The organism is Nocardia mexicana NBRC 108244 (assembly GCF_001613165.1).
Classification (GTDB): domain Bacteria; phylum Actinomycetota; class Actinomycetes; order Mycobacteriales; family Mycobacteriaceae; genus Nocardia; species Nocardia mexicana.
The window spans coordinates 6142-33137 of record NZ_BDBV01000057.1 but is presented as its reverse complement, the minus strand read 5'-3'; the positions used below and the strand labels follow the sequence as shown (position 1 = coordinate 33137).

Genomic DNA, 26996 nt, shown 5'->3' with positions numbered 1-26996 from the left:
CGCGGTGGTCGACTGGCTGAACAAGACGGCCGAGCGGGACAAGGCGATGGCAGCGGCCGAGAAGGACCGCGCGATCGCCGCGACCGAGCTGGCCGATCGCGCAGCGCAGCCGCCGGGCCCCTGGCGCACCGCCGACGACAAACTGGCCGAATTGGACGCGAAACTCGCTGCCGCACAACCCGAAACACCGGAGCTCGCACGCGGCGCCGACCTGCTGCGGTGGCTCGACACAGCCCGGCTGCGGCAAGTCTGGGACGACGTCACAGCAGAGTTGGACAGGATCGGGAAGGTCGCTGATTGGGCCGACCATTTCCGCGCCGATCACGAAGGCCTGCGAAAGCTGTTCACTCCCGATCAGCGGCTGCAACAGGCGCTCACACGACTGGACGAGCTCTTCGATGTGCTCGAGTCCGTCGACGACAATCCTGATGCCGAGGTCGACGTGGCGCGGCTGGCACTGCTGATCGACCACGCCGACGTGGTCCGGGCATGGCTGGAATCATGGTCCGACAGCGCGGGCACGGTACCGGACGTCCCCGATGTCGTCCAACAGGACCCACGGGTGGTGGCGACAACCGACGCGCAGGACACGGCCGACCGCCAGGTTCGCGACCTGGCTGCCGCGTTGAATCTCCAAGACTGCATCCGCCAGGTCTCCGAGGCAATCGCCGCGGTCGGCCTCGACGATGCTGTCAAACCCGGTCCGGGGCAAAATAGATGGCCGCATCTACAGTCCGCGATGACCCCGGGGTCCGCCACCAACGCAGCCGTCATCGCAACTCAGCTCGCCGATGCGCACTTGGATCCCGACAGCGAAAACCCCCTCGGCCACATCCTCGATGCCGTCCGACAGGGCGATAGGGGCGCCGATTCGGCCGTCGTCCTCGTCGACGACGGCACCACCATGCACTCGTATTTCGTCACCAGGTCCGGCAAACCCGGCAGCGAAATCGTCATATTCGACACCAACTTCAACGATCCGAACGCCCGCGACAATCTGCAGCCGGACAACCCGCCCCGCATTCCCCGCGTGCGCACAGGCGAAGAACTGAAGAAGACGTCCCAGGGGATTACGGCGGCGGGAACCACAGCGGCCTTCGTCGCCTACTTCACTTCCGAGGATGGCAAGCTCTCGGCCCTCACACCGGACGAACCCAGTCGGACTGAGCCGAGCGACAGAGACATACTCGGCCGGGCGCCGGCGGATCTACGAAACCGGTTCGGGCAGGACGTTTTCGCGAGGGCACGATCCGCCGTTGCGAAACAGATCGAACGCGGCAATCTCGAACTCGACGAAACACAGCAGCAGCGGCTCGCACACGACATCACCGACGAGACCTTCCGCATCGCACAGCGACAGCCGTCACCCTCCGAGAACCCGGGGGCCGCCCTTGGGCTCATCTATGCAGACGTCGCTCGTGACCGGCTCCAAACCGCCCGACTGCGATGGGGGGTCTGGTCGGCGCTGCCCGACGACATTCGCACCGGCCCATACGGGCAGGCACTGGCCCGGACAAGCGCACAGAAGCTACGCGACCGCGTCGACGCACTCAAAGACACCAAGCCTCTGCAACACCGCTACCTCATGCTCCGGCACATCCGGGGCCTGTCCGAAGAGCAGACCGCGGCGGTGATGGGCAGCAGTGCCGCGGCACTCGACGCCGCCGCATATTACGCCGCACACGCCGTCGCCGGAGTTCCCGCGGCGGAGGTCGCCGAGTTCGGAGGTGACCTGACCGTCCCGCAGGCCCCCGATCAAGAGTCGGCGGCGACGATCCCCCGTTCGGGGCGTCGGCGCACGCCAGCTCGGGTGGGCGTGGCCGATGAGTTCACAGCTCTGCGCAGGACATTGGCCGACCTGCTCGAAACCGAGCCCGGTACGGTCGACCAAACGGTGGTGCGAGCGGCAATGGACCGCATCGACACCGCGGCGCCGTCGGAGCGAGACGCCCGTCTCGCTGCATTGGCCGACCGGTTCCTGGCCCTCGCCGAGCAGGAACTGAACCGGAAACCCATGGTGAACGACGTCGCCCAGCTCGCAGGGGTGACCCCGTCGGAGGTCTCTGAGGTATTCCACCGCGACGAGCCGATGTATACGGAGCGAGAGCAGCGCATCCTTGTCGCCGCGCAATGGCTGGGCTACCCGATACCAGCCGACCTGCACCGCATCATCGATCCCGCATTCGTCCGAAATCGGTTCACCCCACCGCATTTCGCCGGCACGACATTCGTCCCCGCACACTTCGCGGCCCAGCCGTACCAAGCCGACGTGGCACAGGCGGCCGGCGTGAGCAAATCTGTCGCCAATCTGGTGTTCCGGCAGCACATCGCGGCCGACTCCGAGAGGGGACAGCGAGTACTCGCAGCGGCCGATCAATTGGGGTACTGGAGGCATCCCGGCGCACCCGGACTCGCCATCGAACGCGTCGCAGCCCTCCGCGCTCAACTGGCCCGGCTACTCGGCGTCCCGACCGACGCAATCGACCAGCCACCAGTACGGACCGCGATTGCCCACATCGATCTCACGCACCCTACCGAGCTCGCCAACCTTGCCGCACGATACCTCGCCCTCGACGAGCGGGAACTGAACCAAAAACCCTTAGGACAGGATGTCGCCCGGCTCGCGGGAGTAACCGCATCGGACGTCTCTCAGACGTTCCACCGGGACAAGCCGACGTACACGGAGCAAGAGCAGCGCATCCTTGTCGCCGCGCAATGGCTGGGCTACCCGATACCAGCCGACCTGCACCGCGTCATCGATCCCGCATTCGCCCGGAACCGGTTCACCCCACCACATTTCGCCGGGACGGCATTCGTCCCCGGGCACTTCGCAGACCAGCCCACCCAAACCGAGATCGCACAGGCGGCCGGCGTCAGCAGAACTGTCACCAACCAAGTGCTCCGCCAGCACATCGCGGCCGACTCCGAAATGGGACGACGAGTACTGGCGGCGGCCGATGAATTGGGATACTGGGAGTGGCGATCGAACGATTCGACGTCCGAAACATCGCCAGCCACCGGGGATTCACAGTCCTCCACGCTCCCGGAAGCCAATCAGCTCCCTTCCGGTAGCGACCATCAGGCAACACCCCCCTTCGACGAAACCCGCCCACGCCGCAACCGGCGGCGAACCGATCCGGGCGAGGTCCACGCCTACGGCCCCGACGCCCCGCAACCCGGCGACGGGTACATCCCCGGGCCACACAACGCCATGAAACCGTTGCGCGGCAGGGCCATACCCACGAACGAGCCGGGCACACAACCACGACCGGCCGTGCTTTCACCCGCTGAACTCGAGGCGCTCAATTGGGCTGCGCAAAACCTGACACTCGACTCCATCACGGCCAGGATGGGTGGCAGGCGGGGCATCGTGCGGGGTCATCTGGTTCGCGCTGGGAAGAAGCTGGGCACCACCGGCCTGGTATCCACCATCAGGGAAGCACTGAGCCGAGGACTGCTCGACATCGGGTCGCCCGATCGCACCCGGCCACTATCGAACACCGCCGCTCACGGCACCCTGACCGCCCGCGAGCGCTTTGCACTCGAGTTGGTAGCACAGGACCTGTCGCGCACAGAGATTGCGGCACAGCTGGAAATCTCCGAACACACGGTAGACGACTATCTGGAGAGCCTGGGCAGCAAGCTCGGCGTCCGCGGCCGCATTCCGATGGTGATCCAGGGATCGCTGCAGCGTGTGATCGACCCGGCTGATTTCGTTGAACTGACGCACGGCGAGGCACATATTGTCCGTCTCGTCGCGGCAGGGTTGACCGAATCATCCATCGCGAGCGCGCTCGGAATGCCGCCTGCTCAACTGAATCAGCTACTCGCCCACTTGGACACGAAGCTCGCGTCCGCTGTCGGCGTTCGCGCGGGCAAGGCGGCCCACGCCTCCTCCGAACAGATCCAGTTGTATCCCACCGAGGTCGAGGTTCTGCAACTGCTGGTGGAGGGCCTCCCCGACGCGGACACGAGCAACACACTCGGCATACCGCGAGATACCTGCCAGAGCTTCCGATCTCGCCTCGCAGAACAGAAGGAGAACTCGCCCGGGACAGCCCCACCGCTAGTCTCGGACGAAGTCATTCAGAATTGCGCTATCCAGCTCGCCCGGGTCTTCCGTGCGCTGAACATCACCACACTCGACACACCCGATCCCGACGATACCGACCGTGCCTGGGATGCCGAGGACAACTACAAGATCCTAGAGAAGTACATCCAAGCCCAACTCCGAAACACCGGACCGGAACCGCTGCCCGGCAATCCCGACCCCATGGCCGGGGTCGCCGAATACATCCGCAACAACACCTACGGTGCAGACACTGCCCTCGTCATCGTCGAAAACGACAAAAAAGCGCACGGCTACATCATCACCAACGTCTCCGGCACTCTCCTCGTGTTCGACGTCCGCATCGGCGGCACCGACCCCGGCATCCCGCGCGTCCGCTCCTACGACGGCGATGAAAACGGCAACAACAAATGGGCACCCCCCTACGACCACGTCGACAAGGCATACGTCGTCCGCTACAACACATTCCAGAGCAAGGCAGCGGCGACAGACAGCGACGACGGCCGACTGATCCCGTTCCCGCCTTCGCGACGCCGCGGAGGCCCGCCGACCCGCAAAATCGAAGAACTTCCCGATGCGGACCGGTCCGGTGGCCCAGCGGCGACGCAGAAGCTGCGATCACAACTCGGGGATGCCGTAATCCGGCGTATTCTCATGACATTGGGGGTTCCGGCGAGCAGACCCCTGGCGGTGCCCTTCGTGGAAGTGGCGCGGGCGGTCAGAGCGAGCGCCTTCCAGCGCGCGGAAGCACTCGAATGGCGGAATGATCCGCAGGGCAAGATCGACAATTGGCTACACCAATTGGCACGGGATGCCTTGGAAGCAGGCATCGGCGCACTCGATGCCAGACAGCATCGGCTGATGGTCGCCGCGATTCGTGCAATGCGCCAGGGCCGTGCCGCCTCCCCGGATCAACTGGACGCGCTTCGCGCGCTGCGCCAGCAGATATCCGCGCAATCTCCCAACGGGGGTGTTGTCAGCGGCACACCAGCGGCCGAGGAACCGCGCTCGAACGCGCCCACTTCGGCCGCGATCTCGCTCGGACTGACCGGTCGAGAGCTCCAGGTGCTGGATTTGCTCGTCGCAGATATGTCGCGCAAACAGATTGCGGCGAAAATGGGGCACTCGGCGGCAACGGTGAACGCTCATCTGGTTCGAATCCGCGACAAGCTCGGAGCCGATGTTCCCGCTGATCCAGCAGCCGTCGTGGCGGCGGCTATCTATCTGGGAGTCCTGCCCAATACGTCACGCGTCGACCCGGATCACCGAGTCGCCGAGCTGACCGCGCGTGAAACACAGATACTTCGCCTGGTCGTGGCGGGGATGGCCTACAAGGACATTGCGACCCTGATCAGGCTCGAGCTCAACTCGGTGAACCAATGCGTCGTCCGTCTCGGACACAAGCTCGGCCTGCGGCAGCGGTCCGGGATCGCCGCGGCCGCCCTCCACGAAGGACTCCTCGCACCCGTTCATCCGTCCGCGGCCAACTGGGCCGAGACGATGGAGGTCGCGCGGCAACAGGGCGTGACAGTGGATCGGCTGACGACCCGTGAGCTCGAAGTTCTCGCACTGGTCGTGAAGGGGTACACAGACAGGCAGATCGCAACGACCCTCGGCCTATCGACACGAACTGCGGAGAAGCACGTTCACAGTATCGGTCGAAAGGTCCAGATCAGCGGGCGCACGCAGTTGATCGCAGCGATCTATCCCGCGGGCGCGCCGAGTCCGGTTATCGCGCTGGATACATCGCGGCGTCGCCTGGACACTTCCAGCCCGGCCCCGCACGACAACCCGGCAGGAGGAGCAGCCGCCACAGGCAAGAAACGGGGATCCGAGGGTACTCGGTCACCAGGACCCGAGTCCGCCGACCACGCCTTGACCAAGCGCGAAGCCGAGATTCGCACGCTTGTCAACGAGGGTAAGTCCGACGCCGAAATCGCTGCCGCACTGGGTATCTCGGTCAGCACCGTGAAGACCCGGCTGGTCAGCATACGTCACAAGCTCGAGGTCGGCGACCGTGCGGCCGCCCCCGCCGAGGACACAGACACACCCCTCGAACAATCCCCCGCAGACAACAACATCACGCTGACCGCCCGCGAGCGAGAGATCCTCGTTCTGGTCGAGCAGGACAGATCAGACCCCGAAATCGCTGCCGCACTGGGTATATCGAACCGGACGGTGCAGACCTACCTCCGTCGCATCCGCGCCAAGATCGGCATCTCCGGTCGCTCGAACATGGCAGCGGCAGCACGGAATGCGGGCATGCTTCCGGACAGCTCCGGTACCCCGGCCCGGGCCTCAGCGACAGATCCCGCATCGAGGTCGAGAGGACGGGGCGGCGGCCGCGTCGATGGACCGCCCGGAGCGACAACGGCTTACGACGGATTCGGTGATGTCGATGCGCTCGGCAATCGAAAGCGCCGCGGCGGGATGGCCACCCATGTCCCCGCAGACGCCCCGATGGGCGTACTGGCCTTCAATATCAACCCTGAGACCGGAATGCCTTGGGGTACACCGGGTACCGGACAACAGCAGCCGAATTACTCGGAATCCGGCCAGCGTCAGGCGGATGCACCGCTCGATGCCGAGGAGGTGCGGGCGGTGCGGGATGCGGTCGCCGCCGAGCGGGATGACGCGATGTTCGATACGCACGAGGCGGTGACACACGCCGATGTGGAGCGGCTTCGCCACCTCGAGCAGATCGTCGCGCTGCTGGATGAACTGCTGGACCCGGGGCCCCAGATCCTCCCGGCCCGGCACCGCGTTCTGACGAGTCTCGCCCAGGCCGTGGCGCAGTGGCTGGCCGCAGCGACAGCAGCCGATGATTTCGTCACCGACCAGGGCGACGGGCAGGTGCAACCCACGGCGTCCATGCGGGCCGACGAGGCCAGGGAGGCGAGCGAGCGCTTCCGCGCGGCCGATCACGCACTCGCCGAGGTTTCGGCGAAACTGGCTGCGGCACCGGTGGATGCGCAGCCGATGACACGTGACCCCGAGTTGCTCGCATCGATCGACACCGAACGGCTGATGCAGGCGGTGGACGGGGTGCACGCGGTGCTCGCGCAACTGGGCCCGGCCGCCGCGGATCCGCGGGCCTCCGCGTTCGAATATCAACGGACACTGCAGGTCTCGCTTGCCGCCCTGCAGGAGCTGCAGCGGGTCGCCGATAACCCGTACGTGACAATCGCCCGGTCACGGCTGGCGGCGTTGATCGAGCACGTCGATGCGATGCGGCGATGGCTGGCGGAGTGGTTGAACAGTAACGACACCGCACGCCACGCTGCCGAAGCCGCCCAGCTGGAGCGGCGAATCAATCGGGCCCTCAACGACTTCCACACGGCGGACAGCCGGGTCCGGACCCTGGTCGCGGCGTTGGACGCGCTCCCGGCCGCCCAGACTCCGGCAGACGCCACCCCGCTACCCGCAAACCCGGACGACGCACCCGCACCGCTCGGAGTGCAGCAAGCACACGCCCCCCGGCTGTCACCGTGGGCGCAGACGCCGAGCGAGGCCGAGGCTCCGGAAGCTGCCCCGCCAGCGCCGGAATACGACTGGGTCCCGCATCTGCCCTGGATGCAGTTGCCGAAACCGCCCAAGCGTCGCAAGGAGGGGCCGGAGGACGGCCTGAAGCACGCCGCCGGATATACCGATGTCGGCCGAGGGCACTCCGAGAACGAGGACGACTTCGCGGTGGCGGAGGCCATCGTCAACGGCGAGCCGATGACTCTCTCCGCGGTGTGCGACGGTGTATCTCACACGGCGCGTGGCGATCTCGCCGCGAAGGTGGCATCGCAAGCCGCCAGTGTCGTCCTGCACAAGGCGGCGGCAGCCACCGCGGCCGGAGCGCCGTGGAATCCGACGCAGGTCGTGAAAGATGCCATCAATGCCGCTCAGGCCGCGGTCAGCAAGCTGATCGAAGACGAATTCGTCGGCTGCGAAATCCCGCCCGCCTGCACGATCGTCGTGGCGCTGGTGACTCCCACGGAGATCGTCACCGAATCCTATGGCGACGCCCGGGCGTACTGGGTTCCGCTCGACGGCGGTCCGGCGGAACGGCTGACCGTGGACGATTCGGGCGCCCAGAAACATATCGAATTGGCCAGGAGCAGAGGCCGGCAACTAACCGATGAAGAGGCCGAAGAGCTGCCGTTCGCGTCGGTGATCACCCGCGGCCTCGGCGGCAACGCGGAGCAATGGCAAGACCCGTGGACAGAGCCGGAACCCCAGAGCCACAGGCGAACCCGCAACGGCATGGTGGTCTTGGTTTCCGATGGGGCGCTCAAGGGCGTCTCCGACGAAGCGCTCGCCGACACCGTCCGGCAAGAGCTGGAACGATCACCGGAAAACCGGCTCGGAGCGTCGGAGGCCATGGTCCAGAGGGCCCTCGGTGTTCGGCGGGCGGACGGGACGGAGCCCGAAACCGACAACATCACGGTCGTCGTGATGGACGGTCCCACCAAGGCCGCGAGTCCCGCACAGCCGACGGGCACGGCGACGGATCGCGATGGTCCGGTGCCCGAAACCGGCAATGGGCCTGCGCGAGCCACGACACCGTGGAGTACTTCGGCAACGACCGGCACTCCGGATTACATCGAACGGGCGGAAGCGGACTTCCCCAGCGTATTCGACCAACCACGCACACTCGTGGAACTCGCTCGGACACTGCGCCCGGGCACATCGTTCGACGACCTCGCCGCGGTGCGTGAGCTGTCCTACCAGCGAAATGGCCGTGCCGCACCGCAGTTGTCCCTCGAAAGTCTCGAGGAATTCCTGCGGCACGTGTGGGAGAACCGGGAATCCGTTGTCACAGACAAGGATGCCTACGACCGATACAACACATCACCGGATACCGGGACGGCCACCGATTTCCGGTCCTACGTCACAACGCTGACCGATATCGTTCGAGAACGCGGCTCGGAGCATCCGGGTGCCAAGGCCACCGCGGCCGGAATGACGCTGGACCTCGACTCCGACCGGATCGACAGCGCCATTCGGATGGCCGACGCCATCGACTTCATCCAGTTCGAACGGACCGACGCAGCTGACCAACCCGGTTTCCGTGTCTATGTCAACGCACATCCCGACGCCGCGCCCGCGCTCATGAGCGGCATCGTGCACGAGATCCTGGACCGCCCCCATGATTTCCCGGGCGTGGTGAGCACGAAGATCGCCGGCCCCGCGTCCGCGCGTGACGACCGCATCGTCATCTACGTCGACAAGATCGACGACGCCCGTCGCGTCGCATCATGGTTACGCAGATACGGCACGCAACATCCCGGGGCACTCCTGCGCTCCGTCCCTGCCTTCACCCAGCAGGTGATGGACGGCGTAGGTTTCGGAGCCGAACAGCCCGGCACCATCAGCTTCGGTTCGCATCGCGCCTGGGCCATCTACGCGGCCCTGCGAGCCGCCCAAGAATCCGGGGACGATTTCACCGCATTCCGCGACCGCGCCTTCGCGACCCTGCGCGAGGCCGGCGTGGATCCCGAACGTCCGTGGTTGTCGGTCGACAACAATCTGCTGAACTGCATCAACCAAGTAGTGGAGGGTATCCGCGCGCTCGACGGTGACGCGGCAAGAAAACTCGAACCCGGACAGAGCAAATGGCACGACCTGTCCAATTCCATCAGGACCCAGCTCACCAAGACTCACATCAACCCCTACCTCGACGACCCCCTCGCACACGTCATCGACGACGTACGGAATCTCGAGGACGACGCAGATACCGCCGTCGTCCTCGTGGACGACGGCACGAAGATGCACACCTACCTCGTCACCAACACAGACGGCCGCAAGGGCGGCAATGTCGTCGTCTTCGACACCAACATCACCGACCCCGGCAATCCCAACCCCGCCGCCGACGACCCCGACCGCATTCCCCGCGTGCGCGCGCACGACGACTGGCAACAGTCCTTCCGCCGCCACCGGATCAAGGAAGCCTTCGTCGCTTACCTCCGATCCGACGACGGCGATCTGTCGGCTCTCCGCCCGCCCAACCCCGAGCAGGCGCCCCCGCGCGACGGCGATATCGAAGGCATGCCCGGCGATGAGGCGCCGCCGGACCAAATCGCCACTGCGCAAGAGAAATTCCGTCGATGGCTCTTCCGCGGTGATGGGCTGCGCCCGAAATACGATGTGGCACCGGCGAATTCCAACGATAAGCCCGCTCCCAAAATAATTACGAAACGCAAGGCCCGAACCCTGACCGCGCGCGGGGGCGTGTTCTACGATTCGAAGGGGCGGGCTCACGTCGGTGCCCCGATCGCGGAGACCTTCGTGCTGGACGGCACACCGGGAGAGGTGTTGTGCGCCGCCTCCAATAAGGTCGAGCACATCAGCCTGTATCACGCACTCGACAACCCGGGTGTCAGCGGATCCGGCATCTTCGTGTTCGACCCGGACCGGCCGGGGCGCTTGAAGGGCGCCGGGGTCAGCGCGACGATCGGCGATGAAAGCAACCTTCCGAAACACGAAGCGCAGGTTCGTCATTGGCTGATCGCGGCGGGTGTCGACCTGTCCGACATCGATTTCCGCGGGTTCCAACCCAGCGAATTCTGGCAGGCCGACGGGCAGACCGATTCCGTCGCAAGCTACCTGGATCGCGGCGGCGCGGGCCTGGCCGAGCAGATACCCGGCGCCGGCGACTTCTACTGGACCGAGGTCGCCGATCTACGGGCCGAACCCGAGCGAATCTCGATCACGGTGACGCTCAACCCGGTTCGCTCCGAACCCGGCCGGGTCACGCTTGTCCTGGAACGCCGTGACGGGGTAATCAACGCTCGCTACACCGATTTCGTTCCCGGCGAGGATCCGGTACGAGTCATCGCGGCGCTGGGCGATTTCCACGCGATGGCTGTGGACCGGTGGCTCACCGATTCCGGTGTCGCCCTGGTGGATTCCGGCGTCCTCGAACAGGCCGCGGAACTGCAGGCGGAATTCACCGGCAGCGCCGCGGTCCCCGGCACTCCCGAGACGGAACCTGTGCCGGAGCCCGGCCCCCGAGATCGTCTGGTCGAGCTGTGGAAACAAGCCCTCGCACAACGTGACGAACTTGCCGCGCGGCGCGGATATCATCCAGCGGCCCTCCGGCCGGGGAATATCTTGTGGGACACACGCTTGCAAGTTTGCAAGGCGCAGTGCAACACACTGGCTCGCCAGGCCGATCGATCGCCCCGAGCGGACCGGGGCGCCCGGGCGGATGCCGAGTCGTTCCGCTATCACCGGGACCTGCTCACCCTGTCCGAGCGAGTCATCCGGCTGGAATCCGAGATCCGTCTGCTCGACAAGGTGGAGGAGGCCCGCCGCCGCGCCGCGGACCGACGGGTCGAGGCGCGCCTGGCAGCCGACGAGGCAGCAGACCGACTGGCCCTCGACGGCTCGGCCCCTGTGGCGTGGGGCGAGGTAGATCCCATGGATTTCGCCGTGCGGTGCGATGAGGTGGGCACGGAACTGGCGGAGCTGCTGGGTGTGGAGCCGAACACACTGGGGACGTGGGTGGGGTGGATCGACAGATTCCTCGGAGTCAGGGGTGTGCCCGCCGACGATCCTCGTCGCCTACTCGCCCGGCAGTATGCCGCGCTCGAATCGCTGGCAGAGAATGCCGAGCTGTACCACACACTGGATCCGGGAACCCCGTACCTGACGGCGCAACTGGAGGAAACCGCCCGGCAGCGGCACCTGGCCGCCTCACAGCGTGAACGGGCCCGTGCGAACGTCGGCGGAACCACAGAGACGATCACCGCCGAGATCGGTGATCCGTTCGAACCGCCCGCCGCCCGGGGTTCGAAGTACGCAACGTTCCGTGAACACGATGCCGAGGTGCGCGACCTCGACAGACTGCTCAACGAACTGGCCGACAGCGTGCTGGTCTTCGCCACTCCGGCAAGGCGCCTACTGCCCGACCCGACGCCTGTCCCCGACGTATCGGATGCCGAACAGCCGATCGCCGCGCCACAGCTGAACAACGAGGCGGCGGCCGTCGATCAGATGGCCACGGTGATGCAGGCCCTCGAGCTGCAGGCCATGGTCGACGGCGTCCCATTCGACGCGGAAGACGCGGCGATCGCGGCGTTCCATGCGCTGAACCGGGAGCAACGCTGGGATCTGGTCGGGGTGCTGGACCAGCGCGTCGGGCTGGACCGGATCCCCGCACGATGGCGCGACCGCGATCGCAGAGCCGCGATCGCAGAGTACGCGAATATCGCAGAACACATTCCGGTCCAATTCGCCGACCTGACGACCGTCGTCGAGGCCGCGGTGGCCGGACTCGCGCTGGCGGAGCAGCGGGCCACGGCCCTGCCCGGTCGGCCGGAGGTGCAGGTACTGAAATTCAGCCCCGACACTCGGCACCTGATGCTGGCCATCGGTGACGTCGACACCGCCGACGAGATCCAAGTCGTGATCGGCGACCAGCATCTCACGGCCCAGACCGCAACCGAGGGCGTGGCCGCCGCAGTCGACGCCTGCACGGCCGCGGCGCGACAAGGCCGGCGCGTCGCCACCGTGCTGTGGACCGGATTCCAGGACCTCGACACCGCGGCCGACGCCCTGGCGTCAGATCTCACCGGGCTGCTCCGAATCCGGAAATACTATGCGGGCCAGCCGGGCGGGGTGCCGGCGCCACCCAGCGTCCGCACCGGACAGCCCGGCGCGGATGACCAGCCCGGAATCTATCTGAGCGCGCCGAGTCTGGCAGGCGAGATGCTGATCGAACTGGCACGTCAACGCCCGGGTATGAGCGGGCCGAGTGTGCGGGACGAGTTGGACGCGCTGGAACGGCTGGACGACCAGGACGGTTTCGAAGACCGGGACGAACTGGATGACCCGCCGAGTATCCGGGACACTGCGCCCCGGCGGCCCGGCAACCCTCTGACGTGGTGGCACGACCCGGTTCTGGCGGCCCTGCTGGAGGGTTCCGGCGACTGCGCCCACTGGGTCCTGGGCCAACTCGCCCTCGACGGTGTGCCGGTGATGCTCGGCGGATCGCTGCCGGCGTCCGGAGCGGACGGCGATCTACTGGGAATGTTCACAGGCGCCGAATGGCACGCCGATGGATTTACACCCGACGAGCACCGCACCGCCCGCGACAAGATCGCCGACCTGCTCACCGTGATGGGCCCGGGGGCGCAGATCGCCGTGGCCGTCGAGACTCCCGGCAGCGGTCGCGCGCACCTCTATCTGATGCGCGTCCTGGCCGATGGCCGCATCATGGTCGGCGACTACGCCGGCTACGACCCCACCAAGAAACGACTGAATCGCGATCACCGCGTCGGAGCCTGGCACGAATACCGGCGCGGCACTGCCGGGCCCGACGGAGAGAAGGTCTACGGACTTCCCTTCGGAAGCGACCGTCGCCCGGTGGCCGCCCTCGAGCCCACTGCCCCGTCGACATCTCGTCGAGGATTCGACTATCCGGAGAAAAGGATCGGTTCCCCGATACCGGACGAGCCGGCCGAAGAACCGACAGCCGACCCTGAACGACTCACCAAACGGTCCGATCTGAGCACTCTTCGTGCTCTGATGGCGGACTGGCCTGTGGCAGAACATCTCCCGGCTGCCGAGGAAGCTCTCGAGGCATTGCTGCGCACGGCGGAGGACCCCGCCCGGGTTCGGCTCGACCACGGCGGTGAGGGGCCGGCGCGATGGATATCGGTCGAGGTCACCGATACCACCACCCGCGTGCCATGGCGCCACGAATCGGATCTGGATGACCCGGACGACCCCACCGCATGGCCGCCCGAAGCCGCGGGCGTCACCGAACTGTTGGAAAGCTCCCCGCAAACGTCGTGGGAATTCGTGATGCACCACGACGGGCAACGGACACGACGGATTCGATTCCTGGTGGATGCCGAATCGGCCGAGCAATCGACAAGCCCCTCACAGCAGGTGATCAGACTCGAGATAGAAGGCTACCGAGAAGAAAATTCGGAGGTTAAGAACCGCGTCGGCGCGGCACTCGAGGGCACCGGACGACTCAGCGAGGACGTTGTAGAGAACGCCGTACTAGCGGTGTCGGAGTTCGCCGGTAACGCGATGTTATACACGGGCGGCGTCGTCGTCACGGCGCACCTGAACGACGCCGAACTGGTGCTGGAATTCGAGGACAACTCCCGCAAACTACCCAGATGGAACCTGACGGTACCGGACTTCGATGAAGATGACCTCTTGGCGATGTTCAGCCTCGAGGACATGGAGGCCGAACGTACCGACACGGAGAGGCAGGGTGACCGGCCCGCCGGTATGCACGGCCGAGGCGCCCAGATCATTCTCGAGTTCGGCGAATCGATCGGCGTCGAACTCAAACCCACCGGACAACACGGCAAAACGGTGCGCGCCATCTTCCGGCGCACGCCCCAGGCAGACCCCGCACCGGCAACACCGCCCGACAAAGCGGCACCCGAGACGCCCTGGTCGCGATCCACCGGAGGAACCGCCGGGCGGGCCGGAGACCCGGAAGGGCAGCGCGACGGCACCGCACCGAAACCCACCGATCGACGCTTGTCCTCCGGCACAGCGGATTACACGGGTGGCCGCGGCACGGCAGAGGGGTCAGCGACCGGTGGCATCGACTCCGCGCAGGCGATGCCGAACCGGCCTCCACGCACCCCGGATGCCTTCCCGCACATGTTCCCGCCGGGGGACGGCCGGAGCTACCAGCCATCGGGTGGCTCGCCCCGCGGACGACTCGAATCGCTGCGCGAACAGGCCCGCACCCGGCGCGACGACCTGGCGCGCTCGCTACGGATCGATCCGGCGATCCTGCGGCCGGGATCGCCTGCACTGCAAACCCTGCGCAGAATGGCAGGCCAGGCGCAGGTGCTGGTGGAAGGTCAGCTGAACCAGCCGGAACCCGATCCGCTGATAACCGGCACCTATACCGACCGGTTCCAGAAGACTCGTGATCTGCTCGCCTGTGCGAATCGGGTCAATGAGCTGGACGCTCGGATCGAACTCACCGACACCCTGGACTCGGCCCGCCGTGAGAGCCGAGCGGCGCACACGAGCGCGCTGGCCGCGGCGAGGGAGCTTGCCGAGTCGTGTGGCCTGGCGCCGGAAGATCTGGGCGACCTGAGCCCGGAGAACCTCTCGAGCCTTCGCAGTCGCCTGCAGGGCAACCTGCGGGGCGTGGGCGCACGAATCGCCGAGCAGTTGGGGGTCGAACCGGCCGTCGTGGGGCCGTGGGTGCACTGTCTCACCCGGTTCGGCGAGGCGGATACGTCGCCGACCGGTGCTGCGCGGCGGGAGGAAGTCGAGCGGTACACCCGCCTGCATCGCCTTATGACCAGTCTCGAGGAGACAGCCCGTATCGGCGGACTACTCGAGGAACTCGCAACTCTCGACGAGCAGTACCAGAGCGCCGACGCCTTGCGCGAGCGTGCTCGGACCGGCATCGAGACGGCCGCCGACATCGCTGGTACCGGACTTCGAGATCCGTTGCAGCCGAATATCTCCCAAACACCGGAGTACCTCCGGTTCGTGGATGCGGACCGGAACGCCCGGGATCTCGGCAGTCGGCTGGAAGCGCTCGTGGACCGCTTGCGCGCGAACCCGAAGCCCAGACAGGTACTCCCACAGCATCTTCCCGAGACCGACAGGGGCCGGGTCGAGGCCGCCGCGGCCGATCACCTGTCGGCATATCTGGCCGCTATGGAACAGCAGGTCACCGACGACGGTGACAGCGCGAAATGGGTCGGCCCCAAGGCATTTCACTCCCTGAGCCAGGAACAACGCTGGGACCTGGTCGGGACGCTCACGGACCATGTCGATTTGGCAGATGTTCCGGCCGTGTGGCGAGACAGGTACGGGCGGATTCAAATGCTGCGGGAACTGCGGCGGGTCAACGACGCGATCGAGACCGGAGCGATGCCGTCCGACGTGGCCGAACTGCTCTACGGCATCAATATCGACGCTGCTGTAGCCGGACTGGCAATGTTGGAGGAGCGTGCCGCCGACCTGCCCGGCAATCCCCCGGTCCGGGTGTGGGAATACACACCGGGACATTTCACAACAGTCCTGGGCGATCCCGATGCGGCGGATGATGTCCAGTTCGTCATCGGCGGACGTGACCAGGACATGCAGTCGGTCGCCGCCGGGGTGACCGAGGCAGTGGCGAAGTACGAAGCGGCCACCGCACGTTACCCGGGCCGCCGAGTCGCTGTGGTGCTGTGGATGGGGTACAGCGGCCACGACGCCGCGGTGGACCGCCTGCAATCCGATATGCTCGGGCTCAGGCAGACCCGCGAATACTACGCCGGCCAACCCGGCGGGCGGCCGAGCCTTTCGACTGTTCACGACGACGGATTGTCCACGGGCACTGCAGGCAACGGGCGCGCCCGAGAGTTCACGGCCGTCGACGGCTCGGCGGCCCATCGTCCGCCGAGCAGACCTCCCGCTTCGTGGCACGACCCTGCACTCGCCAGCCTGATGGAGGGCCGGCGAGACTGCGTGCTGTGGGTGCTGAATCAGCTCGCACTGGACGGCGTCCGGGTCGAACCCTTCCGTGGGCCGTTCCCCGCAGGTGGGCTGCTGGCAACGGAATTCAGCAAGTTGACGCGTGCGGGGTGGTTCGAGGGCGTCGAACCGGACGAGAGCGGTACCGCACGCGACCGTATCGCGGCGGAGCTGGAGGCCCTCGGCCCCGGATCCCAGGCCGCGGTCGCGATCGACGCTCCCAATGGTTCCGGTGCGCACATGTACCTGATGCGCAACATCGATGGCCGTATCCACGTAGGCGATCTCGTCGGCTACGACCCGACCACCCAGGTGCTCGAACGCCGGGATCGAGAAGAGAGCTGGAGTCCCTACAGATGGGGTACGGAGGGCCCCGCCGAGGAAATCGTCACCGCGGCACTGTTCGATTCCGAACGGAGCCCCATCGTGAAAGTAGTTCCGGGAGAAGGGATTCCGGGCGTACCAGGACGCGACTACCTCCAAGGTCCGATCGGTTCTCCTACTCGCGGCGAAGGAGAACCCGAGCAGGGTCGGCCCGAACCGGCTCCCACCTCGAATCCCTCCGAACCGCCGGCGGGCCGTGACACCGGGAGCAGTTCGACGCCGTGGAGCCCGCCACGGACACCGGCCGAGCCATCGCACCAGGATTCCGGCGCCAAGGCAGCCGAAACGCCACTACCTGTCGAGGAATCGCCGCCACCGAACTCTGCACAACATCCCGGGAAGGGGACAGCAGCATCCGGCAATCGATCCAACCGACAAACACCTTGGACCGATTCGGATCCCGCACCGAGGAATTCACCGCCATCCATCGAGACGGGTGAACCCGGCGTACATCGGCCGAAGGTCTGGGGTGGCGTTCCCTTCGAGACCGGAGGCTTCAACGATCGCCCCTGGGACGACAGGCTCCGGCGAGGCGACCTGACCCCCGACCCCCGCACGCTGGGGATACTGCACGCCACCGGTGGCGGCGGCGCTCGTGGCGGACAACCGGATCCCGAGCCCGACGGATCCAAGGGGTCCGGCGAAACCGGGCCACCGGCCAGCACCGATGGCAAGAAGCTCTTCAACCTGCTTCGGACCGAATCCGATATTCGCCTTCGTATGGGTGCCGAATATTTCAACGCGGCCGGCACGAGCATACTCGGCGTGACGACGCAGCTATACCTGATAAAGGAGGTCGGACCGGGACCAACGGGTACGTTGATGATGATCGCCAGCGCGCCGGGCATTTTCGGATCGCCGATCGCAGGATATATGTCCGACCACCTCTCGCTGAAGAAGCTGATGTTCGGCAGTAGCGCAACGGTAGCGTTGGCGTCGGCTACCGCAACCGCCGCTCTGGCGACCGGAAGCTCATACACCGTCCCCATACTCGTCGGATCAACGTTCGTGGCGGCGGCGTCCAGCACTGTATACGACAATGTTTCCAGGAAGTGGTTCCGGGCCAACATCGGCAATTCGAATCTTGCGTTGAGCAAATTCAACAACTTCAAGATGAACAGCACCCGAATAATGTCGAATTCCCTCGCACCGCTGTTGTTGACCGCCGGTGCGTGGCCGGCCGCACTCATCGATTTCCTGTCGAGCGCGGCAAATCTGAGGGCATTGTCTCACATGCCCCTTGATGCACCTCCGCAGAGAAACGGACCGAAAAGCGATTCGAATCGCATTGTCCAAGTTACCAGAGATCTCCACAAATCGGTAAAAGACGGTATCGATGCGGTCTATGGCGATGCTCAGCTGAGGCGAGCAGCAGCAGAAAATGTCATGACCAATTTCTACCTCGGAGTGCAAGGGATCCAATTCGGCGACCTGATGGTCTCCTCCGGTCTCACGGATTTTCAGCAAGGCGCGATAGCGGCGCTGGTCCCCGGTGCGGCACTGCTCGGCAACCTGACTCCCAAGAAGTGGTCGTCAAGGTTCAGCGTCGACGCGTTGCTCAATGCCAAATTGAGCGCCTTGGGTGCAACCTCGATTCTGCTGGCGCTCACGTCGGACCCCTTGATCAGCTCGATCGGACTCGGCGCCGGCTGGGCGGCCCTCGGTGCGGCCGGGATACCGGTCAACGCCTTCGTCAACGCAAACACACCAACCGAGAAGGCCGGGGCCGCAGCCGGCATACGCACCTCGCAGATGATGGGTTCGTTCGCGCTGGGCGGAGCGATCGGCGGCGGCGTGCTGGCGCTGGTAGGAGACCAACCGACCGGAATCGGCGCCTGCGCAGTGGCAGGTTGCTTCGCGGTCGGTTCCGCGGCCCGCTGGATCCCCCGACGGAGCAGGAGGTCGAAACTGCTGGGTTCTGTCCAGCAGGTCGCGGAGGTCGTCCGCGCGCTCGGCTTCGACAGTGCAACCGGCCCCGGGCCGGGCAGGAACGCAGTGAGCGAACTCCGGACCGCCCTCACACCCGACCCCGGCAGCACCGAAAGCGCGATTCTCACCCAACTCGCCGAAGCCCGCCCCGACTCGGACACCAGCAATCCCTTCGCTTACGTCCTCGATGAAGTCAGCAGCCCGGATAGTGCCGCCGACACCGGTCTCCTGATGGTCAGGGACGGCGATCAATGGCGCACCTCGCTGATCCACAGGCACGGGCGGGAGGTCTTCGTCGTCGATGTCGACATCGCCGATCCGGACAACCCCGATCGTCCGAAACCGAAGAAACGTGATACCACCGACTCACGCATCCCACGGGTCCACACTGCCGGTGAATGGGAACGGCTGTCGAAAGAGTACTTCGGCAAGATCGACGACCTCGACGACGTCGAAGCCTATGTCGCATATCTCGACCACGACGGCGGCAGGCTCACGGTCCCCCAGTCACCCGATCCCGAGGTCGTCAAGAATTGCGCCATCCACGTCGCCCGCGTCCACAAAGCACTCGGCGACGACACCGCACCACAACCCGATGACACCGACCCCAGATGGAACGCCAAGGACAACTGGCGCATCACCGAAGAAACCCTCGGTGCCCAGCTGCGGCCCATGAAGACCAAAGGCGCAGACCCCATCGCCACCGCCGCCGCAACCATCCGCGACCCCGAAAACGACATCGATCGAGCCGCCGTCACCGTCGACGGACACATCCACTACCTCGTCGAAGCCAACGGGCAAATCCTCGTCTTCGACACCCTCATCGAGCCTCCCGACGACACCACCCCCGAAACCAACAGCACAGACCCCACGGCCGAACACCGCAATATCCACATCCGCAATTACGACGGCGACAACAAATGGCAACCCGGCTACGACACCTACACACAAGCCTTCGTCGCCTACTTCACGACCACCGACGGCATACCCACGCCCGCCCGCCGACCCGCGCCGAAATACCTACGCCGCAAACACCCGGTCCAACTACTCGGCCGATCCGACGACGGAGGCCGACCACAGCACCGTGAATACGCACAGTCGGATCCGCAGCCCGACGGCGCCCGAACCAGCGGCGATTCTGCTCGCGGAGGTCAAGAGCACGAACCTCTCGACGAAATCCTGGGCTACCGCATCGCAGACGGGCAGATCTTCAACGAAAGCAGGCCGGAGTGCGAGATTATAGAAAACAAGATGAAGAAAGTATTCAAGCATACTGCCAGAGTTGCTCGATACACAACATCCGACGGTCGCTCCATATGGTATAGCGCGCAGCAACACAAATATAATCCCGAAGATCCGCAATTCGGCCTGATCGCGTGCGCATTCGACAAGTTCGACGCCGAGTCGGGGGGCCGAGACCGCGTCGTCCTGTATGAGGGATGGGAGATACCCACCGACAGGATACGAGAAATGAGTCGTGCCGAAGCCATTGCACACGGCGACAACTGGCATACCAAACACCTGGCAATTAACCACGGAATCCATGTGGAGCGATGCGACATATATCTGGACGATTGGATAATTCTCGACCCCCATCGAGAAGAACTCCACCTCTTGCGCATCTTTACGAACAAGATTCGGCATGGCCACAGGCAGGGTACGGATCCCGATGTCATTCTCTCGGGGATTCCACAATGGGCAAACAACCTGGAGAATCGCCTGAGAAGGACCGGTAAATGGCCGCACCAGGACGGTGTACAGGAGCTGACCTACGCCAAGTTCGTAGATTTGTACGAAAAGCACATGCGTAAGCCATTCGATGTCGCCGATGATTTCGAGGACATGAACAACCCGAACCTCATGGACGACGACAACCCGGTCAACAGAATATCGCGCTTCGAAACTAATACTCGCGAGCTGGCCATCTTGGACGGAATCGACCGCTGGCATCGGCAGGGCGCCGATGTATTCATAGGATTCGGCGCGAGCCACTACACGATACAGCAGCCGATTCTGAAGGAAAGATACGGCGACCCCGTAATATATCGGGCCGGGCAGATGAGTGGAGATCTACTCATGGGCTCAGATCTCACCGAGACGGATATACGCGGACGCATCACCGCCGTTCGGCGGCGGATCAAAAGCGTGAAGAACCCGCACAGAAAACTGCTCTGGGCCGAGGAGTTGCGGGCCCTGGAATACGAACTGGGACAGCGTTTCCCGAACGCGCGACCGCGTGAGCGCAGCCGACCCACTCCCCCCGGAGTACCGTCTCGGCGCGATGTCGAAGTCCTCACCCTTGTCTACGAAGGGTTGTCCGAAGCCGAGATCGGGGCACGACTCGGCGTCCGGCCCAGGACCGCGCGAAACCGGCTCTCCAGCACGCTGAAAAAATTCGACGCCGAAGATGTGCTCGAGGCGTTGGCGAAAGCCAGGGCCCAGGGACTGATCACCACCCGCAATCTGCCGCGGCCCAGGACTTCCGCCATGCCGACCCCACAGGAACTCGAACTGCTTCAGCTCATGGTGGACGGGCTGACGGACAAGGCCATCGCCAAGAGCCTGGGGATGGATGAACGCGCCGTCGAGCAGAGCAGGAAACGTATCGGCATCAAACTCGGCGCAACCGGGCGAACTCCGATCGGGATAAAGGCATTGCGCATGGGGCTGGTCGGTCCCGGAGCCGAGCACCCTTCCACAATGTCCGCGCATCAGAAAGTAGCCGGAGCCCGAAACGACACCCGAACACACGGCTCGGCTATACCGCTGGGCGGCGAGTTTGCCGATGCCGAGCATTCGCTGCTCGACCGAGCCGAGATATTCGCGGAGGCCCTGAACGGCACGGCATCCGAACTCGGCGCCGCGGCATGGTCGTACCTATCGGCATTGCTCAATCACGGGGTATTCTATCTGACCTGCAGCCCCGGCTATGCAGCCGGGATCGACCTGATCGGCCGTGCCGACAAGGCGCTGGCAGCGGTGTGTTCCCGGATGCCCGGAGAGAAGGCGCTACAGATGGCCGGCCTGGCCGTGCACCGGCTCCACACGAGCCTGACGACGCTGGCCGACGCTCCGGAGACTCCGGCGGACCGTTCGGCCAGCCTGCGTGAACTCACGCTGGACCACCTGGAGAACCATGCAGCGACCGTGTCCGCGATCGAGCAGGCATTGGCACTGCTGCGCGATCGAGGCGGTCTGCACCCGACCTCGCATCCGCCGGAGGAAGCCGGACAAACTGCGCCCCAGGACCTTTCCGCGGTCGACGTGACGCCGACGCCGACCTTGTTCCGGCACGTGCTGCCGGCCGATGTGCGCAGTGCCGAGGTCCACGGAGACGAGCGGAGTTCCGCGCACAACGTGCGACTGTGCGCCGAACAGGTGTTACGCGAGTTCGGTCAGGAGAACCAACCGATCCTGGTCGGTCACGACGGCCGACCCCGCTGGCCCGGCGACCTGACCGGTGCCACGACCTCGAGCCGGACCTGTTCGGCGGCCGCCGCCGGGTCCACGCGAACTGTGCGCGCTATCGGCCTCGATACGAAGGCCCACGTTGCCATCGATCCGTCCCGAGCGCTTCTCACGACCGGGTGGGAGGAACGAAGTCGCCTGCTACGTCTCGCCCGGGCACACCCGGACGTGCACTGGGATCAGGTCGTGGTGTGCGCCAAGGACAACGCTATCGACCTCCTGCACCGGTTGACCGGGCGGCAAGCGATCCGGACCGACATCACGGTCACGCTGCATCCCGACCCGGACAACGCCCGGTCGGGCTGGTTCGAAGCTCATGTTCCGCAGATCAACGTTGCGACATCGGACCCCACCCCAACCATCTTCACCGGACGCTTCTACATCCGAGATGTCGTGGTCACGGGAATCACGGTGCGGCACAACGATTCCGATGTCGGCACCTCAGAAGCGCGCGATCGGATCACAACCGACGATGAGTCCCCGCGCACCCGAGCCAAGAAGGCCGGAGGCACCCGCGATTCCGTACCGCCAAGCCCGACAATGCATTTCAACCCCCTCGACGACCTCGCCGCGGCTGCAGGTATCGCCCCCGAACGCCATCGCCTCGTCGGCGCTGGACGCCAACCCGCGGTCGTACCGCGAAATGCCCATCTCGCCTTTCACCACAATCCCGAAGACGGCCGCCCCTGGGGAGAGGGTGTGCACCACACCGATCCGGTTCCCAATAAGCCATCCCCGGTAGTGCCTACGCCTCCGAGCGAGGAGAACAGACGACTGCCGGGGCGCCAGTCCAGGGTGGTGAATGCCGCCGACCGCAACGCGCCGCATCGCATCGCAACGACAGGTGCCAGTGTCCTCGCCGGTACCATCCACAGCTCCGACCCCGATCACCCACAATCGGCGGCGCTCGCACAATGCCTGGACGAATGGGTCACGGACACGACGGGGCAGGATCGGGTCATCGGGGTCGAGGGTCGAGTTCCCGAGCCGGGTGCGACGCCGCGAGGGTCATTTGCCAGCTCTCGCGGCGAGATGGCACTGATGGCGTACGCTGCGCGAAAGCACGGCATCAAACTCGTATCCCTCGAAGAGGAAATACAGGACCAGGTCGACTTTCTCATTCAGGACAGCCACGACCGGGGCGTAGAATTCCTGTACGACGGCCACGACCGCGATGTAGTATTCCTGTATTACGTCTTGCGCCATATACCCCAAGGGCTGCGTGCGACGGACACAGATATGGATAGTCATCTACAGGAAGCACTCGACCTGTATGCGTTCATCCTTCCCGACTGCACCGATGTACGCGGCGAGTTCTTCCGCCTCCTAGCGCAGGAGTATCCGGGACGCGGGCCCAGTTTCACTGCAGAAGACGAAGATTGGCTGCTGAGTGAAACCACCGATACCGACCTGCGCCCCGAACAAAGCCTTGTTCGCGGTTTCGCCATCGCCTGCCAGACTCGCAGAGAGCACATCGCCTCCCAAAAGATAGAAGAGTACCTGGCAGATGGAAAAGCGGTCTTCGCGGCCTACGGAGAAATACATTTCGACCCGATGCGACGAATGATCCGAGAATTCTCGAACGGCACGGTCCGCGCCCTCGACGACCATCCGGACACCGCGAACGACCCACAGACAAGCCTCGCAGCTGCCCTGCGGCGCCCCCGCACGATCCTGGCGCCCGACGCCGAACACAGTATGCCCGGAGCGGACTACTGGGTGCCGGTGCGGGCCGCCATCGAGGAACTGCTGGAAATCAGCCCCGAGGGCTTCGCATACCTCCGCAATCTGCCGCTCCCGGATTACGGAGCACCGTTCGGGGCCGACTGGATCGGCAATCGGTGGGAGTGGTTTCTCGCATTGTTCACCGGAGACGTCGAGGCACTCCGCAACGTGGAACTCACCGAGAAGGATCTTCTCGAACTCCGCCGGCTCATCCAGCGCGCGCCCCTGTACGCGACACTCGCCCTGATCAATTTTGCAGGCTCCTCGATCGACCGGCTGGCCCACGAGCACACGATCGACTGGCGCACCATGTTCTTCACCCCGGAGGAGGTCACACGCGGCGGCAATACCGTCCGTGTCTGGAAGTTCCGGACCATGCCGGAACGCACCACCTCGCAGGACGACCCGTGGTCGGTACCGTTCTTCCCCGGAGGCCAGCGGCTCGAGGCGCAGAGCGTTGAGTATCTGCGCGCCCGCACCCTCTGTTCCATCGTCTGGTCACAAGCAGGTTCGCGACCAGCCGAGGAATATCTGATCTCGGTCGTCGACAAGTACCTGCGCGGCACCGTCTCAGGCGAAAACACGGAGTTCGCGCTGGGCACGGCGAACGACATCGTGCACAGCATCGCCGAAATGCTCTCCGAATCAACGGATACGGCGCTTCCGGCCGCCGGACAGCCGGCCTTCGGCGACATCACTGATCGTGCCGGGAACGAAACCCGAGGCGAGGCCGGTGGGGCCGCAGACATGGTAAATCCCGGACCCGAAACCGATATGACCTTCAATCACCCCGGATTCCACGGGTTGTCGGACTATCACCTGCCCCCTTTCGAGGAGATCCTGGCAGATGTCCGAGTGATTGTACGCATGGCCGAAGACGCCATCGCCGAGCAGAACGAGCAACTCGATGCGATCACGACCGTCCCCGTCGACCAGGCGACGTTCGAGAACACCGTCGTTGCGTTGAAGTTGTCCGAGCAGCCCCCGCACCGGGTGGAGATGTTGTTGAGCACCTTGTCGGCGCTGGCCGGGAGCCCCGAACTCGACGAGGTCAATGCCGAGGTGCGACGGCTGATAACACTGCAGAACGCCGCTGTTTCGCACAACCGCGCCTTGTTCGACCGGATAGATGTCGTCCACGAACAACGCGCCGGCCTCGAATCAGAGGACTGTTACGTGCTGGAGAATCTGCATGCCGAACTCCTCCGAGAAGGTGTCTTGCTGTCCCCGGACGACAAGGCGGAAGTTCGCGGGCTCAAGGCAAAAATAGCCGATCTGACCAGCAAGTTCGGCGAGAACGTGCGCAATAACAGAATCGCGGCGGCCTTCGAAGTCACCGATCCGGAACTTTTGGACGGACTACCCCCCGAGCAATTATCGGCCCTGGCCGACGACAACGGCGTGTATCGGCTCGTCCCAACATTGCTCACTTCCCCCCCGGAATTGGCCTTTCTCCGAAACCGTGACGTTCGTGAAGGTTACTACACCCGGTCACGGCAGCGCGGGAACGACAACAACGCCGAGCTGGCACTCGAGGTCTTCAGGACGCGTGCGCTGCTCGCCAGGAAGCTGGGCTTCATGCACTACGCCAACTACGCGGCAGCCGGGCAGACCATCGGCAGCTCCGATGCCGCAATGAATATGTTGACCGAGGTGATGCCATACGCAACACGCGCCGCAACGGCGGATTCCGACAAGATGCAAACCATTATGGACCACGACGGCGATCTGGGCCCCGATGCAGGCCCGATCAAGCCCTGGGACTGGCATTACTACGCCAAGAAGATGCGGGATGACGACACCGGCGGTACCGATACCCCGGCAGATCAGCAGTTCGACCTCGAACAGACACTGCTCGAAATTCGGCGGCAGGCTCGGATTTTCGGCCTTACCGTCACCGAGCGGCACGACGTTACCGCCTGGCATCCGGACGTCCGGGCGTTCGAGGTATTCGACCGGAACGAATGCTCACTCGGCTTGGTGTTCGCCGACCTGTACGCCAGGGATGACAAGAGGTCCGGCGCCTGGAACATACTCCTCGCCGAGCAATCCCGTCTGCTGGGCACCAAACCAGTGGTATCGGTGGTCCTCAACTTCACCAAACCTGCACCCGGGCAAGCGGCGAAGCTGACCCGCGAGCAGAAACTGTCCGCATGGCACGAGGTCGGCCATGCCCTGCAGATGCTGCTGTCGGATGTCGGTCTGCCCGCCGGATGGGCAGCGGTACCGTGGGATTACATCGAGGTTCCGTCCGGAATCACCGAGCTGGGGGCACGCCAACTCCGAGAGCACCACGATCAAGGTGCATATATAACACGCGACCTCGCCGATGCCATACTGGACCAGGCGTGGCACCGGCTGACGCCCGAGGAGGTACCGGTGCCTGGGCCGAACGAGGACGCGGCCGCCGTAGTCGAACGATTCGAACGAGAAACACTGGCCGCGGCGGGAATCTCCCTCGACACGATAGGTATGTCCTTCCGAACTCTGAATTTCAGCCACATCATGGACGGCGCCTACGCGGGTCTGCAGTACAGCTACTGCTGGAGCCGAGTGCTGCGCGCCTGTCTCGCCGAAGTCATCACCAATTTCGACGGGACGCCCCTGGAACTGGGCGAGTGGCTGCGCACCAAGTATTTTGCCCTCCTCGGCCACCGAGATCCGATGGACATTTTCCGCGAGTTCGCCGGCGATGACCCGACACACGGCCCCATGCTCCGCCAACACGGACTGCTGCCCGACGACACCCCCACATCCGACGGCTCAGCCGACGCAGGGTCCGGCACCATCCGGCAAGGGGTTCGCGATGCCGATTCCGGTCCTGACACCGTCGAGATCAACCTCAACCCCGACGACGAAGGCTCCGAGAGCCCCGATGTCGTCGCTCACGAGCACAGCACCGGAACTACGATGGGTGTTGTCGACCTGGTGGGGCAGGACCTGCCGTTCCGTGGCGATATGGCCGAATAGC

1 protein-coding gene is annotated in these 26996 nt (G+C 64.9%); it reads left to right on the top strand.

What is annotated here, in order from left to right; all coding sequences use genetic code 11:
• The first annotated feature begins 4 nt into the window (after positions 1-4).
• Positions 5-26995 carry a LuxR C-terminal-related transcriptional regulator gene (locus NM1_RS23570; protein WP_255286208.1) on the top strand — a complete coding sequence of 8997 codons (26991 nt, stop codon included), beginning with the start codon at positions 5-7 and terminating at the stop codon, positions 26993-26995.
• Position 26996: the final 1 nt, after the last annotated feature.